At 74.1% G+C, this 13,669-nt stretch carries 12 protein-coding genes and 1 pseudogene; 3 read left to right on the top strand and 10 right to left on the bottom strand.

Features of this window, described 5'->3' with window-relative positions; genetic code table 11:
• Positions 1 to 45: 45 nt before the first annotated feature.
• The 8 genes from ABD140_RS26120 to ABD140_RS26155 all read right to left on the bottom strand — a co-directional run bounded on the left by ABD140_RS26120 (position 46) and on the right by ABD140_RS26155 (position 8,316).
• Complete coding sequence (locus ABD140_RS26120) at positions 46 to 750, bottom strand: adenosylcobinamide amidohydrolase (RefSeq protein WP_344243621.1); 705 nt, start codon at positions 748 to 750, stop codon at positions 46 to 48.
• On the bottom strand, positions 747 to 1,508 hold the full coding sequence (locus tag ABD140_RS26125; RefSeq protein WP_344243622.1) for an ABC transporter ATP-binding protein: 762 nt from the start codon (positions 1,506 to 1,508) through the stop codon (positions 747 to 749). The genes ABD140_RS26120 and ABD140_RS26125 overlap by 4 nt, the downstream gene beginning before the upstream one ends.
• Positions 1,505 to 2,536 carry a FecCD family ABC transporter permease gene (locus ABD140_RS26130; RefSeq protein WP_425544150.1) on the bottom strand — a complete coding sequence of 344 codons (1,032 nt, stop codon included), beginning with the start codon at positions 2,534 to 2,536 and terminating at the stop codon, positions 1,505 to 1,507. The genes ABD140_RS26125 and ABD140_RS26130 overlap by 4 nt, the downstream gene beginning before the upstream one ends.
• A 14-nt stretch (positions 2,537 to 2,550) precedes the next feature.
• Complete coding sequence (locus ABD140_RS26135; RefSeq protein ID WP_344243623.1) at positions 2,551 to 3,462, bottom strand: ABC transporter substrate-binding protein; 912 nt, start codon at positions 3,460 to 3,462, stop codon at positions 2,551 to 2,553.
• 214 nt (positions 3,463 to 3,676) lie between these two features.
• The gene (locus ABD140_RS26140) at positions 3,677 to 4,978 is read right to left on the bottom strand and encodes an AAA family ATPase (protein WP_344243624.1); all 1,302 of its coding nucleotides are present in this window, start codon (positions 4,976 to 4,978) and stop codon (positions 3,677 to 3,679) included.
• The gene (locus ABD140_RS26145; protein WP_344243625.1) at positions 4,965 to 6,458 is read right to left on the bottom strand and encodes a hypothetical protein; all 1,494 of its coding nucleotides are present in this window, start codon (positions 6,456 to 6,458) and stop codon (positions 4,965 to 4,967) included. Before ABD140_RS26145 ends, ABD140_RS26140 begins: the two co-directional genes overlap by 14 nt.
• Positions 6,455 to 7,546 (bottom strand): hypothetical protein, encoded by a 1,092-nt coding sequence (locus tag ABD140_RS26150; RefSeq protein WP_344243626.1) that lies wholly within the window; start codon positions 7,544 to 7,546, stop codon positions 6,455 to 6,457. Before ABD140_RS26150 ends, ABD140_RS26145 begins: the two co-directional genes overlap by 4 nt.
• The gene (locus tag ABD140_RS26155; protein WP_344243627.1) at positions 7,543 to 8,316 is read right to left on the bottom strand and encodes a hypothetical protein; all 774 of its coding nucleotides are present in this window, start codon (positions 8,314 to 8,316) and stop codon (positions 7,543 to 7,545) included. The genes ABD140_RS26150 and ABD140_RS26155 overlap by 4 nt, the downstream gene beginning before the upstream one ends.
• Positions 8,317 to 8,467: 151 nt before the next feature.
• On the opposite strand from ABD140_RS26155, the gene ABD140_RS26160 reads away from it, so the two are divergent.
• From ABD140_RS26160 to ABD140_RS26170, 3 genes are all read left to right on the top strand, one after another.
• Positions 8,468 to 10,069 (top strand): alkaline phosphatase D family protein, encoded by a 1,602-nt coding sequence (locus ABD140_RS26160; RefSeq protein WP_344243628.1) that lies wholly within the window; start codon positions 8,468 to 8,470, stop codon positions 10,067 to 10,069.
• A gap of 48 nt (positions 10,070 to 10,117) precedes the next feature.
• Complete coding sequence (locus ABD140_RS26165) at positions 10,118 to 10,561, top strand: NUDIX hydrolase (protein WP_344243629.1); 444 nt, start codon at positions 10,118 to 10,120, stop codon at positions 10,559 to 10,561.
• A 76-nt stretch (positions 10,562 to 10,637) separates the two neighbouring features.
• A complete protein-coding gene (locus ABD140_RS26170) occupies positions 10,638 to 11,564 on the top strand; it encodes a hypothetical protein (RefSeq protein ID WP_344243630.1) in 927 nt (308 codons plus the stop codon).
• Positions 11,565 to 11,568: 4 nt separating this feature from the next.
• On the opposite strand, the gene ABD140_RS26175 is transcribed toward ABD140_RS26170, so the two are convergent.
• Together ABD140_RS26175 and ABD140_RS26180 are read right to left on the bottom strand one after the other, a co-directional pair.
• Complete coding sequence (locus ABD140_RS26175) at positions 11,569 to 12,615, bottom strand: Swt1 family HEPN domain-containing protein (RefSeq protein WP_344243631.1); 1,047 nt, start codon at positions 12,613 to 12,615, stop codon at positions 11,569 to 11,571.
• Between the two features lie 17 nt (positions 12,616 to 12,632).
• Positions 12,633 to 13,669, bottom strand: a pseudogene (locus ABD140_RS26180) (hypothetical protein); the annotation flags it as partial.

Below are 13,669 nucleotides of genomic sequence, written 5' to 3' on the forward strand. Positions count from 1 at the left end.
CCTGTAGGCACTCTTGAGACCTTCTTGATCCTCTCGGCCTTGACTCTAACCCAATTCCGAAAGATTTCCCCGGGAAGAAGGTCCCGCCTTCCATCGCCGGGTGTAGTCGTGCGACCCCGCCAGGACCGCGGCGTGCACGGCCCGCGCGATCCGCGCCCCCCACACCGACCGGGGCCCGGCGAACGGCTCGGGCCTCGCGTGCTCGGCCGCGGCGACGCAGACGGCGTCGCTGGCGGTGCCCGAGCAGTCGTACCCGGCCTCCAGCAGTGCCTGGGTCTTGGCCTCGGTCGCGGTCAGCACCGCGTTGACCAGGGCGGCGTCCTCCAGCGCGACGGGAACGGACACGACGATGTTGATGGTGCCCGGCCTGAACCGCTCGGGCACGGCCGGGGCCAGGACGGGGTCGGGCCTGCCCTCCGGGGACGCCGCCCACGTCGGCACCCGCAGCCCGACGGTCGCCGTCGCCGACACGCCGCCGTCGTGCCCCTGCTGGAAGGAGCGCACCTCGGCGGCGGTCAGCAGCCCCACGCCCGGCCCCGCCAGGCCGAACCGCGCGGCCAGCTCCCGCAGGTGCTCCACCGGGTCCATCCGCGCGTAGGCGCCCGGCACCTGGGCGTTGAGCACCCATCCGGCCGTGCCGATCCCGCCGCCGAGCATCCCCGAGGAGATCATCCGCCGCGGCCCCGGCCGCCACACCAGCGCGGGAAGCTCGGCTCCGTCCTCCGGACGCCACACCGTCTCGATCCTCATGGCCGCTCCAAGGCGAGTCGGGGGCGCCCGTCGGCGCCGTGCGTCACGCTGACCTTCGCGCCGAAGTGGTCGCCGACCAGGTCGGCGGTGAGCACCTCGGCGGGCGTCCCGCAGGCGGCGATCCGGCCGCCGGAGACGAGCACCAGCGTGTCGGCGTACTGGGCCGCCGTGCCCAGGTCGTGCAGGGTGGTCAGGACGGTCAGGCCCTCGGTGCGGCGCAGCTCGTCCAGCAGCTCCAGCACCTGCTGCTGGTGGCCCAGGTCCAGCGCGGTGGTCGGCTCGTCCAGCAGCAGGACCGGCGCCTGCTGGGCCAGGGCGCGGGCCAGCACCACCCGCTGGCGCTCCCCGCCCGACATGCGGCCCAGCCGCCGCCCGGCGAAGTCCGCCAGGTCCAGCCGGAGCAGCGCCCGCTCGGCGATCTCCCGGTCGGCGGCGCGCTCGCGTCCCAGGTAGGGGATGTAGGGGGAGCGGCCCAGCAGCGTGTAGTCCAGCACGGTCAGGTCCTCGGGCAGCAGCGGGTTCTGCGGGGCGTAGGCGACGGTGCGCGCCCGCTCCCGCCCGGTCAGGCCCTCCCGCCCGGCGAGCCGGATCCGCCCGGTGTGGGGGAGCAGCCCGACGAGCGCCTGGAGCAGCGTGGACTTGCCCGCCCCGTTGGGGCCGATGACCGCGGTCCACGAGCCCTCTGGGACCTGGAGGCCGACCTGGCGCAGCACGGTGCGCCCGCCCCGCACCACGTCCAGCTCCGAGACGGCGATCATGAGGCCCTGGCCCGGGTGGAGCGCAGGACGGCGAGGAAGAAGGGGGCGCCGATGAACGCGGTGAGCACGCCCAGCGGCAGCTCGCCCGGCGCCAGCAGGGTGCGGGCCAGCAGGTCGGCCAGCACGAGGAAGGCGCCGCCCGCCAGCAGCGACAGGGGCAGCACGACCCGGTAGGAGCCGCCCGCCAGCCGCCGCACCGCGTGCGGCACCACGATGCCCACGAACCCGATGAGCCCGCTGACCGCCACCGCCGAGGCGGTCGCCAGCGACGCCGCGGCCAGGACCACCAGCCGGATCCGGGCGGCGTCCACGCCCAGCGCGGCCGCCTCGTCGTCGCCGACGGCCAGCACGTCCAGCAGGCGGCCGTGCAGCAGCAGCACCCCCGTCGAGACCAGCGCGTACGGCAGGATCATGGTCAGGGCCTGCCAGGAGGAGCCCGACAGCCCGCCCAGCAGCCAGGAGTAGACCTGCTCCAGCCGGTCCACGCCGGCCTGCTGGACGAAGGTCTGCGCCGCGGCCAGGAGCGAGGAGACCGCGACCCCGGCCAGGATCAGGGTGCCGGTGCCCGGTCCCGCCGCCCGGCCCAGCGTGTAGGCCAGGGCGACGCCGCCCAGCGCGCCGGTGAACGCCGCCACCGGTATCCCGTAGGAGGAGGCCGCGGGCAGGTGGACGATCACCAGGGTCGCGCCGAGCCCCGCCCCGGTCGAGGCGCCCAGCAGGTACGGGTCGGCCAGCGGGTTGCGCAGCACGCCCTGGTAGCCGGCGCCGGCGATCGCCAGCAGCCCGCCGACCAGGGCGCCCAGCAGCACGCGCGGCAGCCGCAGCTCGGTCAGCAGCGTGTGCTCCATCGGGGAGAGCCCGCTGTCCAGGCCGAACACCGCGCGCAGGGCCTCGCCGGGAGGCAGGGGGACCGCCCCCGTCAGGAGGCCCGCCGCCATGGCGGCGAGCAGCGCCGCCGCCGCGGCGGCCAACGGAACCGGCCGCAGCCGCCGGGGCCGCGGCTTCACGGCGATCCCGGCGGCCGGCAGGTCCCGCACCGTGCTCAGGCCGCCTGCTTGACGGCCGCGGAGATGGCCTCGATCAGCTCGGGCAGGCGCGGGCCCCACCGGGAGGCGATGTCGTCGTCCAGCGGGAAGACGTCGCCTTCCTTCACCGCGGTCAGGCCCGACCAGCCGGGCCGCTTCGCGGAGCTGTCCACCGACTCGCCGCTGCCCTTGGGGTGCGACAGGAAGATGAGCTTCGGGTCGGCCTTGAGCAGCGCCTCGGCGGACAGCTGCGGGTAGCCGCTGCCCTGCTTGTCCGCGGCGTCGGCGATGTTCTCCAGCTTGAACAGGGAGTAGACCTGCCCGACGAACGTCTTGGACGTCACGGTGTACATGCCCGTGTCGAGCTCGTGGTAGTAGGTCAGGCCCGAGGCGTCCGGCGCGGCCTTCACCGCGTCGTCGATGCGCTTCTTCATGTCCGCGACGAGGTCGGCCGCCTGCTTCTCGTGCCCGGTCGCCGCGCCCAGGTCGGCGATCTGGTCGTAGGAGTCGTCGAGCTTCTCGGCGGCGGGCTCGTGCAGGACCGGGATCTTCAGCTTCTCCAGGGCGGCCAGGACGCCGTTCTGGTCGTTGGACAGGATCACGAGGTCCGGCTTGTACCCGACGATGGCCTCGGTGTTCGGCTGGTAGGCCGAAAGCTCGGTGCGCGGCGCCTCCGCCGGATAGGTGGAGTAGTCGTCGGCCGCCACGACCTTGTCGCCCGCGCCGATCGCGAACAGCATCTCGGTGCCGGTGGGGGAGAGCGAGACGATGCGCTCGGCGGGCGCGGGGAGGACCACCTCGCCGTTGGCGGCCTCGATGGTGCGGGAACCGGTGGCGGGACGGTCCGCGCCGTCCGTCTTCTCGGCGGGGCCGCCGCATCCCGCGGCCAGCGGGACCAGGAGCACGAGCGCGCCGATGATGCGCCGCATCTTCACAACCTTCCATAGGGGGTCGCCCGCCGGGGCGGGCGAGCAGGCCCGGAAGGGGACGGCTCACCCTTCTTCCGAGGGCAGGTTCGTCACGCGCGCGGGAGGCGGCCTGGCTCGGCCCCTCAAGGGGGCCACCACAGTTGCGGGACAGCGCCGGGATCTCACCGGACTTCGCTCCGTGCGCGAAAGAACCGTATCAGCCTGCGGAAAACGGTCAGATGGTGACCTTGTAGGACTCCAGATGGGCGAGCACCGACTGGTTGGCCTCCCAGCCGTCCGGGAACTTGATCGGCACCCCCAGGTGGACGGGGCCGGTCGAGGGGTGGGCGTCCAACAGCTCCGGGATGCCCGCCCGCGCCACCACGAGGCAGGCGTGCCGGTGCCGCGAGGCCAGCACGCACAGCCGCCCGGCCTGGAGGTGGAACTCGGTGGCGTCGCGCCGCCCCGACAGCGGGTGCAGCACGACCGTCACGTCGTACTCGCGGCCCTGCAGCCGGTTGGCGGTGTCCACCGTGATGCCGGTGCCCTGCAGCAGCTGCTTGATGGCGGCGACCTGGTCGCGGTGGGCCGCGCCGACCGCGATCCGCTCGGCCGTCACCGGCGACTCCTCGCCGCCGGAGACCGCCACCGCCCCGCGCTGCAGCACCCGGACGGCCAGCGCCGCCGTCGCCTCCACGGCCTCGGAGTCGGTCCTGATGGTGTGCCGCGCGGGCAGCTCGTACAGCCCCCACCCGGAGGCCGCCGCGATGTCCAGCACGTCGTCGTGGGCGCCCATGCCCCTGGCGCCGAAGTGCAGCAGCCTGTCGCCGGGCCCGGTGCCGGCCTCGAAGGGGGTGTAGGGGTAGAACGCCTCGGACACGACCGGCGCCGCCGACGCGGGCAGCCGCCACGACACCGGCAGCCGGTGCACGGGGAGCTCCCGGTTGTGCGCCAGCAGCACCGACACCGCCGACTGGGTGGGGTCCCAGGACTGGCCCGCCCAGCGCTCGGCGTCCACGGTGGAGAACGGGTCGAGCTGCCCCGGGTCGCCCACGAACAGCGCGCGCTCGAACCGGCGGGCGATGCGCAGCAGCGCGTCCGAGCGCATCTGGTACGCCTCGTCGACGATCGCCCACGGCCAGGTGCCGTCGCCGACCGTCGCCCACTTGGCGGCGGTCGCGATGACGACCGGCGCCCCGGTCAGCGTGTCGGACTTGGCGCTGATGAGCACGTTGGGCAGCTTCACCCGGTCGCTGGGCTGGTAGTCGCCGGCCGACAGGCGGCCGATCACCAGCTCGGGCGCCTTGGCGCACAGGCGCTCGATGAGGTCGTCGACCTGCTCGTTGGTCTGCGCCACGATCATCAGCCGCTCGCCGGCGTCCGTCAGGTGCAGCGTGGCCCGCACCACCAGGGTGGACTTGCCCGCGCCGGGCGGGGAGTCCACCACGACGCCGCGGTGCTCGCCGCCGGTGAGGTCGGCCAGCACCCGCGAGACGACCGCGTCGGCCCGTACGCCGGGCGGCTCAGGCCGACTCATGGCTCATCTCCTCGGCGGTCGTCTCGTTCGGCGGCTCGTACGCCTCGGGCGGCCCGCCGTGCGTCCAGGGGGTCTCCTCGGGCTCGGGCAGGTTGGCCGAGGGCCGGAACTCGTCGGTGAAGGTGGTGAAGCACATCCGGTCGCCGGGCTCGGGGATCGAGCCGGGGTTGGGCTTGCGGGAGTTGCCCATGCCGTTCTCGATGCGCAGCAGGACCTCGCCGTCGGCCACCTCCAGCACCTCGGCCTTCTGGGTGCGGGCGGCGTTGTGCACGATCTTGCCGGGCTCCACGCGCAGCCTGTCGTCGGTGGCGATCTGCACGAGCGGGCGGCGCAGGCCCTTGGAGTTGACGTTGTCCGGATCGGTCCACACGACCTCGCCGAGGAAGGCCTCGCCCGTCAGCCGGTGCTCGGCCAGCACCAGCGGATCGTCCAGGGCGCGCTGGACGGCGTACCGGGAGGCGGCGCCCTCCAGCGAGGCCAGCCGCCGCGCGGCGGCGACCGCCCCGTCCCGGCGCGCCTGCGGAGCGCCCTCGGCCAGCGACTCCTCGAAGGTGGTGAAGGACTGCCGGTCGCCCTCGAAGCGCTGCGGGACGCCGGCCGCGACCGGGAGGGAGCGCAGCAGCTCCACCCCGCGCCACATCAGCTCCCAGGTCGGCTCCAGCTGGGTGGCCAGCGCCTTGGCGACGCGCTCGGCGGCGAACGCGCGGGCCGGGCCGTCCTCCTCGGTCAGGTCGTAGGCGGCGATGAGCGGCGCCAGCACCTCGTTGTCGAACGACGGGTCGGTGGCGGGCCCGGCGGGCGGCTGCAGCAGCGGGTCCTCGGCCTCGCGCGCGGCCTCCAGGCCGGTGCGCCCCTCGGGCGGGGAGATCCAGCCGAGCTGCGCGGCGAGGTTGCCGTCCTCCAGCGGGCTCTGCCCCGTCGCCCAGTGCAGGGACAACAGGTCGGTCATCGCGCACAGGACGCTGGAGCCGGGGTAGTCCGACCGGTCGGCGAACCAGGTCAGCCAGCGGCCCAGCAGCGGCACCTCCTCGGGCACCGGCCACTCGCCCTCGGCCTGGCGGAAGCGGGTGGAGCGGCCGGTCAGCCGCAGGAACTCGATGCCGCCGCGGTTGGGCACCAGCAGCTGCGGCGCGTCCAGGAACCGCTGGTAGGTCTCGCCCTTGCGCTCACCGCGCTTGATCTCCAGCGTCTCGGCCGAGAGCTGGGCGGTGGCGACGGCCTCCATGACCACCCCGGCCAGGTCGGCGAAGAAGGCGAAGCGCAGGTCGCGGTTGCGCGGCTGGGGCACCGTGAACAGCCGCGGCTTCTCCCGGTGGGAGCCCGCCATCACGGCCAGCGGCGCGGCGGCCTCGCCGGCCAGCCGCAGCGGGACCAGCACCACCGGGTGCTCGGCCAGCCGGACGTGCCGGACGGTCGCCAGCGGCACCGCCCGCCCGCTGCGCAGCGCCTCCATCCGGGCGAGCGCGGTGAGCAGGCTCATGCGCGCAGCTCCGCCAGCAGCCGGCGGGCCTCCCGCAGCTCCGCGGCGATCTCCTCCAGGCCCTCCGGCGGGGTGAGCGTGCCGTCGGCCAGGGCGAGCGCGTCCTCGATCCGGGTGAGGCCGCCGAGCTGGTCGCCGAGCTGGCGGCCCAGCACGTCGGTGGCCCCGCAGGCGCGGGCCTCGGACCGGCAGAAGAAGGCGAGGTCGCAGGTGGACATGCAGGCGGGCGCGTACCGCGCCTGGACGCGGGTGAGCGAGCCCTCCAGGTTCTCGTCGAGCTCGAAGGACAGGTCCTCGGGCAGCGCGTCCAGCAGCTCGTCGATGCGGCGCATCCGGCGCAGCTGCCGCCGGATCACGCCCAGCTGCGGCCGCACGTCCACCAGGGTGGCGGTCGGCCGGTTGGAGAAGTTCTCCGGGCAGACCAGCACGACGCGGTCGGCCACCAGGCTCTCGGGCTGCTCCAGCTCGGCCATCATCCGCTGGAGCGCCAGCACGTAGACGGCCGACTGGCGGGCGGCCGCGGCGACCTGGTCGGGGTCGGCGCGCCCGTCGACGACCGGGAACGACTTGATCTCCACCACGTGGAAGAGGCCCTGGAAGCGGAAGGCGATGACGTCGGGCTCCAGGTAGACCAGGTGGCCGCCGACCTCCAGCCGCAGCAGCGGGTGGTCGAACAGGGTGCCCTCGCCCTCGATGGCGCGCTTGAGCAGCTGCTTGGTGCGGGTGTAGCGCACCTCGCGGCTGACGTTGCCGCCCACCTCCTCCAGGTCGGCGTAGGACGACTCGGGGACGGGCAGCTCCAGCTTGTCGCGCAGCAGCCCGTACAGCTGGGCGCAGCCGTCGTTCTTCACCAGCGCCTCGAAGGCGTTGCCGCGGGTGATGGCGAACTGGGACTGCCCGAACGGCATCCCGTGGCCCAGGTGGCGGGCGATCTCCGCCTTGTCGGCGCCGGCGGCGTCCAGCACCGCCCGGCGCGCGCAGCCGGGGTTGGTGGTGAGCGCCGCGATGCTGCGGGCGTCGTGGTTGCGCGGAGGGGCCTCGCCGCGCATGCGGTCGAGGCGGGTGTCGAGCGCGGAACTCGGAGTCATGGTCGGATTCCTTGGGCACGTGCGCCCTGCAGGCGGGCGCCGAAGAGCTGGGTGGCGGGGTCGAGCTCGGCCGCGCGCTCGGCGACCTCCTCGCGGGAGGCGGCGTCGACGGCCAGGTGGACGTCGAGCTCGGCGTGCGCGGCGGCGCGCACCCCGGAGGGCTCGACGGATCCGCGCGGGCCGGTGGCCCGGGGGATCCCGGCGGCGAACCGCCACAGCAGCCGGCGCGCGGCCGGGCCCGGCTCGGCGTCCAGCTGCTCCAGGTGCTCGGTGACGCGCAGCGCGGCGGTGAGGAAGTCCACCCGGGGGCTGAGCGGGCCGATCATGCGCCGGGCCGCCGGCCAGGTGCTGAGCGCCAGCAGGCCCCGGGCGGGGGCGAGCAGGTCGGCGGTGAGCGCGGCGCACAGGTAGTACGGGCGGGTGTGCGGCCCCGAGCGGAAGGACCGCTCCTCGTCCCGCCGCAGGCTGGTGAGCTGGCCCGCGGCCAGCTCGCCGGAGAAGAACGCCTCGTGGACGCCGAGGATGAGCTTGGGCGCGGCGGGCACTCCCAGCAGGTTCAGCGCGTGGTGCACCTGCTCGCGCACCGGGATCACCCGTGCCTGCTCGGGCGCGGACGGTGCCATCACGGCGGTGTCCCAGAGCCGCTCGGTGCGGCGCAGTTCGGCGCGCAGCTCCCGGGCGAGCGACCGGTCTCCGTCGGCCACCGCCCGCCTCACCCGGGAGCGCAGTTCACCGATGCGCCGTTCCAGCTGGTCGGGGGAGTCGGACATGGCGCAGACAGTAGCGGATCTTCCCTGGAGTTCCAGGGTTTTCCAGCAATCACAGGCGTGTCGCGCGGTTTTATGGAAGACCTTGTGAACGGCCGATGACGGTCGTTCCGGTCGCCTTCTCGGCGCGACCGAGTCGAAATAACTTCACCTTGTGACCCAGCTGAATCGCCGTGAAGCGCTGAAACTCGGCGGCGCGGGCGTCGCGGTGGCCGCCCTCGCCCCGGCCGCCGCGCACGCCGCACCCACCCCCCACTTCCAGCACGGCGTCGCCTCCGGCGACCCGCTGCCCCAGGCCGTCGTCCTGTGGACGAGGGTGACGCCGACCCCCGAATCCCTGCCCGGAAGCGGCACCGGACCCGCCGTCGAGGTCGGCTGGCAGGTCGCCGATGACGCCGGCTTCACCACCGTGGTGGCGAGCGGCGTTTTCACGACCGGCCCCGAACGCGACCACACCGTCAAGGTGGACGTCCAAGGCCTGCGCCCCGACACCGGCTACCACTACCGCTTCTCCTATCTGGACGCCCATTCGCCCGTCGGGCGCACCGCTACCGCGCCCGCCCCCGGCGCGGACGTCGCATCGCTGAAGTTCGGCGTCGTGTCCTGCGCGGACTGGGAGGCCGGCTTCTTCGGCGCCTACCGGCACCTCGCGGCCCGCGACGACCTGACCGGGGTCATCCACCTCGGCGACTACCTCTACGAGTACGCGGCGGCCTCCGTCGTCGACGACAAGAACGTCCGGCTGCACCTGCCCGCGCACGAGATCGTCGCCCTCGCCGACTACCGGCGGCGGCACGCCCAGTACAAGACGGACCCGGACCTGCAGGCACTGCACGCGCGCTGCCCGTGGATGACGGTGTGGGACGACCACGAGTCGGCCAACAACGCCTGGGCGGAAGGCGCGGGGAACCACACGCCCGGCACCGAGGGGTCCTGGGCGGCGCGCAAGGCGGCCTCCCGGCAGGCCTACGACGAGTGGATGCCGATCCGCTGGGGCCAGGACGGTGTCCTGCAACGCTCCCTGCGCTTCGGGCAGCTGGCCGAACTCACCCTCCTCGACCTGCGCAGCTACCGCTCCGAGCAGGCGAGCGGCCCGGCCGTGGACGACCCCGCCCGCACCCTCACCGGCCGCGCCCAGATGGACTGGCTCAAGCAGACCCTCGCGCAGAGCCCGACCCGCTGGCGGCTGCTGGGCAACTCGGTCATGGTCAGCCCCCTGGTGCTCGGCGCGGTGACCGCCAAGGTGCTCCGCCCGCTCACCCGGCTCCTGGGCATCCCCAAGGGCGGCATCGTGCTCAACTCCGACCAGTGGGACGGCTACGCGGCCGACCGCGAGGAGCTGCTGGGCCACCTGCGGGAGAACGGCATCACCAACACCGTGTTCCTGACGGGGGACATCCACACCAGCTGGGCCAACGAGGTGCCGTTGGAGGCGGCGACGTACCCGGTGAAGCCGGCCGTGGCCACCGAGTTCGTGGTGCCCTCGGTGGCCAGCGCCAACATCGACGACATGCTCGACGTCGAACCGCGCACCGTCTCCCTGGCGGCCGAGACGGCCATCGCCAACACCAACCGCCATGTGCGCTGGACGAACCTCGACGACCACGGCTACTGCGTCCTGGAGGTCCGCCGCGAACAGGTGCGGATGGACTGGTACTTCCTGGCCGACCGCAGAAAGCCCGGCACCTCCGTGCGCAAGGCGGTGTCCTTCACCAGCGCCTCGGGATCGCAGAAGCTCAGACGCGCCTGGGGCTGAGCGGGACGGGTACGGACGCGGGCACGCCCCGGGTGAGAGACTCGGGGCGTGACGCAGCAGATCAGGAAAAATCTCCGGGTGGCGGCCTACGGGATCTGCGTGGAGGAGGACCGGATCCTGCTCGCCAGGTTCATCGGCGGCAGGATCCCCCAGTGGACGCTCCCCGGCGGCGGCCTGAACCACGGCGAGGACCCGGTGGACGGCGCGCTGCGCGAGCTGACGGAGGAGACCGGCTACACCGGCCGCGTCCTGCGGCTGCTGGGCGTGCACTCCCAGCACATCCCCGAACGCGACTGGGACGGCGAGATCGTCGACCACCAGAGCCTGCGCATCCTCTACGAGGTGGCGCGCACCGGCGGTGAACTGCGGCACGAGGTGGACAACTCCACCGACCGCGCCGAGTGGTTCCCGCTGGCGGACGTCCCCTCGCTGGAACGCGTCGCCCTGGTGGACGTCGCCCTGGGGATGTGGCGGGACGCCCGGGACGGGTGAGGCCGAGCCCTGGCGGGACGCGTGCTCATGAGATAGAACAGAATGTCGAGTGCCGTCGACCGATCAGGAGCGGTTTTTGCCGGGCGTCCCGGAGCTCAGCAACCCCATGGCGGCCGTGCCCGAACGGCCGCCGGGGCCCGTGCGCGAACTCCCGGCGGCGCGGGCGCGGCACCTGGCGCTGGAAGCCTGGCGCGAGGCGCGGCTGAACAGCCCGTCCGGCCGCGCGCACTTCCTGTCCACCGTCGACTCCTGGCTGGAACGCGGCTGGAGCGTCGCCTACTACGCCACCGGCTCCCGCGTCATGCTCTACAGCTGCGGCGCCCCCGGCGCGTGGCTGCCGTCCTCCCCGCCGCCGCGCCGCATGAACCTCCCCAAGGGCATCGGGCGGCTCGCGGGCCTCTACACCGGGGCTCCCCTCTTCCCGGGCGACAAGGGCGACTACCGGGAGCCCGGCGCGGCGGAGCCTCCCGGATCCGGCGGCTCCGGCACCGAGCTCGTCCTCGGCGTCCACGGCGAGGACCTGTACGTGATGTACCGCGACGAGGCGAGCGCCGCGACCGCCCACATCGAGGCGGCGTTCGGCGCCCGCACCTACGGCGAGGCCCGCGCGTGGGGCCTGGAGGTCGACGACCGCCGCCGCTGCCTGGACTACTACGTCGAGCTCGTCTGCCGCGCCCACGAGGACGTGGACGAGGAGTTCCTGCGCACGCGCTCCGCCCAGGACCTGTGGAACGCGGTGCGCCCCGCCGACGACCAGCCTTTCGACGTCACCGAGCACCCCTGCTACGGCGACGGCGACTGGCGGAGCATGCCCACCGTCCGGGGGCCGTGGGCCGACGCGGAGTTCCGCGAGAGGTTCGGCCCGCTGGAGCGGGACTGGGAGACCGGCCGTGAGCGCATCTGCGCCGAACACGTCAACGACGTCCTGGCCCACCTGCGCGACCACGGCTGGTCGGCGGGCCGCAACGACGCCCTCTTCGCCGCCTTCTGGCCCGACGCCTAGCGCGTCACTCGGGTTTCGGGCCCTTCCAGACCGTCAGATCGAGCCGCACCACGCGTTCGGGCCTCTCCCTGCGTCCGGTGATGGTGAACAGGCCGATCGCGCCCTTGTCGGTGGTGACGCAGAAGCTTACGCCCCGCTTCGCCTGGTCGGCGTCGAGGTCCGCGCCGACGGGCTCGGCGTCGAGGCAGGCCCGGTAGGAGCCCTTGGTGCCGCGGGGCAGCACCGCCAGCCTGCGGTCGGACGCGGTGAGGATGTTGGCCTTGAGGTAGAGGTCGCCCCGGAAGGCGCCCTTCTCGGGATGCTCCGGATCGTCGAGCAGCACGAGGCGGAAGCCCTCGGGAAGCTCGATGCCCCGGTGCGAGGCGAGCTCCGCGCCCTCCTTGAGACGGGCGCGGGCGCCTTCGTGCGGGTCGGTGAGCGTGTCGTCCGGCCCGTACACGCGGATGATGACGAACAGGGCCAGCCCGGCCGCGACCAGTGCGACCAGGCGCAGCCGCTCGGGGGTCCATCTCGGTGCGGCGGGTTTCCCGGCCGCGGCCTTGGCCCTGGCGGGCGCCTTGGGTTTGCGGCCGAAGGCCACCCGCGGCCGCGCCGACCCGCGCTGGTCCTTCTTCTCGAACGAGACCGGCGCCTCCTCGGCCTGGGCGGGCCTGGGCGGACGCAGGAGCTCCTGGACCTCGGCGGACGGCTCGCGGGCGCCGATGAGGCGCAGCAGCTGCGCCATGAGCCGCAGCGCCTGCGCGGCCTCGGCGTCGGCGAAGGGGCGGAACCCCAGCCGGTCGCCGACCGCGATGACGTCCGAGGCCAGGGCGGGTCCCGGCGGCGGGATGATCTCGGCGAAGAACTCCTCCTCGGTGAGGAGGGAGAGCAGCAGGCGGGTGTCCTCGAGCTGGTGGCGCACTGGCCTGCCCAGCCGCGAGGAGTCCCGCTCGGCGCGTTCGGCCAGCCAGCCGGGGCCGTAGCGGTTGCCCATCTGGCGGTCCACGTACGGACCCAGGGCGCGGCCGACCAGTTCGAGCCCGCGCGCGACGCGTTCCTGGTTACCGGACACCGGGGCAGCCTAACCGATCAGTTCGTCCGGGTGTTGGGGAGATGGTCGCCCACGTAGCCGACCCACACCTTGCCGGTGGTCCCGCCCGCGTCGTCGTGGAAGTGGATGCGCGGCGCCGGGGTGCCGGTCTTGCGCAGCTTGATGTGGGCGGGCATGAACACCTTGCCCGACGGGTCGACCTCGGGCGGCACCGGGAAGGTGCGGGGCGCGGCGAACTTGTCGCGCCCGGACACCGAGTCGGACTCCTTCATCGCCAGCAGCGCCGCGGAGATGACGCGGCGGCCCGCGGCGCCGACCAGGCACCAGTCGCGGAAGCCGCCCTGGAACCCGCCGCCCGAACGCGCCCTGGCGTAGTCGTCGAGCGCGCACAGCGCGTCCCACGCCTTGCCCGCCCAGACCCGGCGCAGCCCCGGGTAGGCCAGGTCGAGCAGGCCCGCCTCGTGCATGGTCTCGCCGATCACCACGTGGGTGAGCGACTCGGCCGCGTGCAGCGCGTCCACCAGCGAGGCGGGCGTGCGGAGCGCGGACCCGGCCGCCGCGGCCCCGGTCCCCGTTCCGGCTTCGGAGTCCCCGTTCCGCCGGTCGCGGACGTGCAGCTCGGCCTCCAGCCGCCGCACCTTCTCGGCCAGCCGCCGCTCCCGCGCGCTGGCCTCCGACAGGTCGCGCTCCAGCCCCGCCTGGTGGCGGCGCAGCCGCTCCACCTCGTCCTCCAGACGGGCGGTCTCGCTCTCGGCCTCGTCCCGGCGGGAGTCGGCGTGGCGGCGGCCCTCCCTGGCCTCCTTCAGCTCGTGGGTCAGGGTCGCCACGTGGCTGCTCATGGTGCGCATCTGGCGCACCAGCTCCTGGGGGTCGGCGGTGATGAGCTCCAGCATGCTCTCCAGCTCGTCGTGCAGCCCCGCGCCGACCGTCCCGGCCACGGTGTCGGCCAGGCCCGCGAGCCGCTCGGCCACCCGGTCGGCGACGGTCTGGGCCAGGAGGTCGAGGTCCAGCACGGGCTGGGGGGCGGGCGCGGGCTCCGGCGGGCGCTCCGGCGGCGGTCCCGGCGGGGCGGGCC

Origin of the sequence: Actinocorallia libanotica (assembly GCF_039525175.1) — a bacterium.
In the GTDB taxonomy this organism is placed as follows: Bacteria; Actinomycetota; Actinomycetes; order Streptosporangiales; family Streptosporangiaceae; genus Actinocorallia; species Actinocorallia libanotica.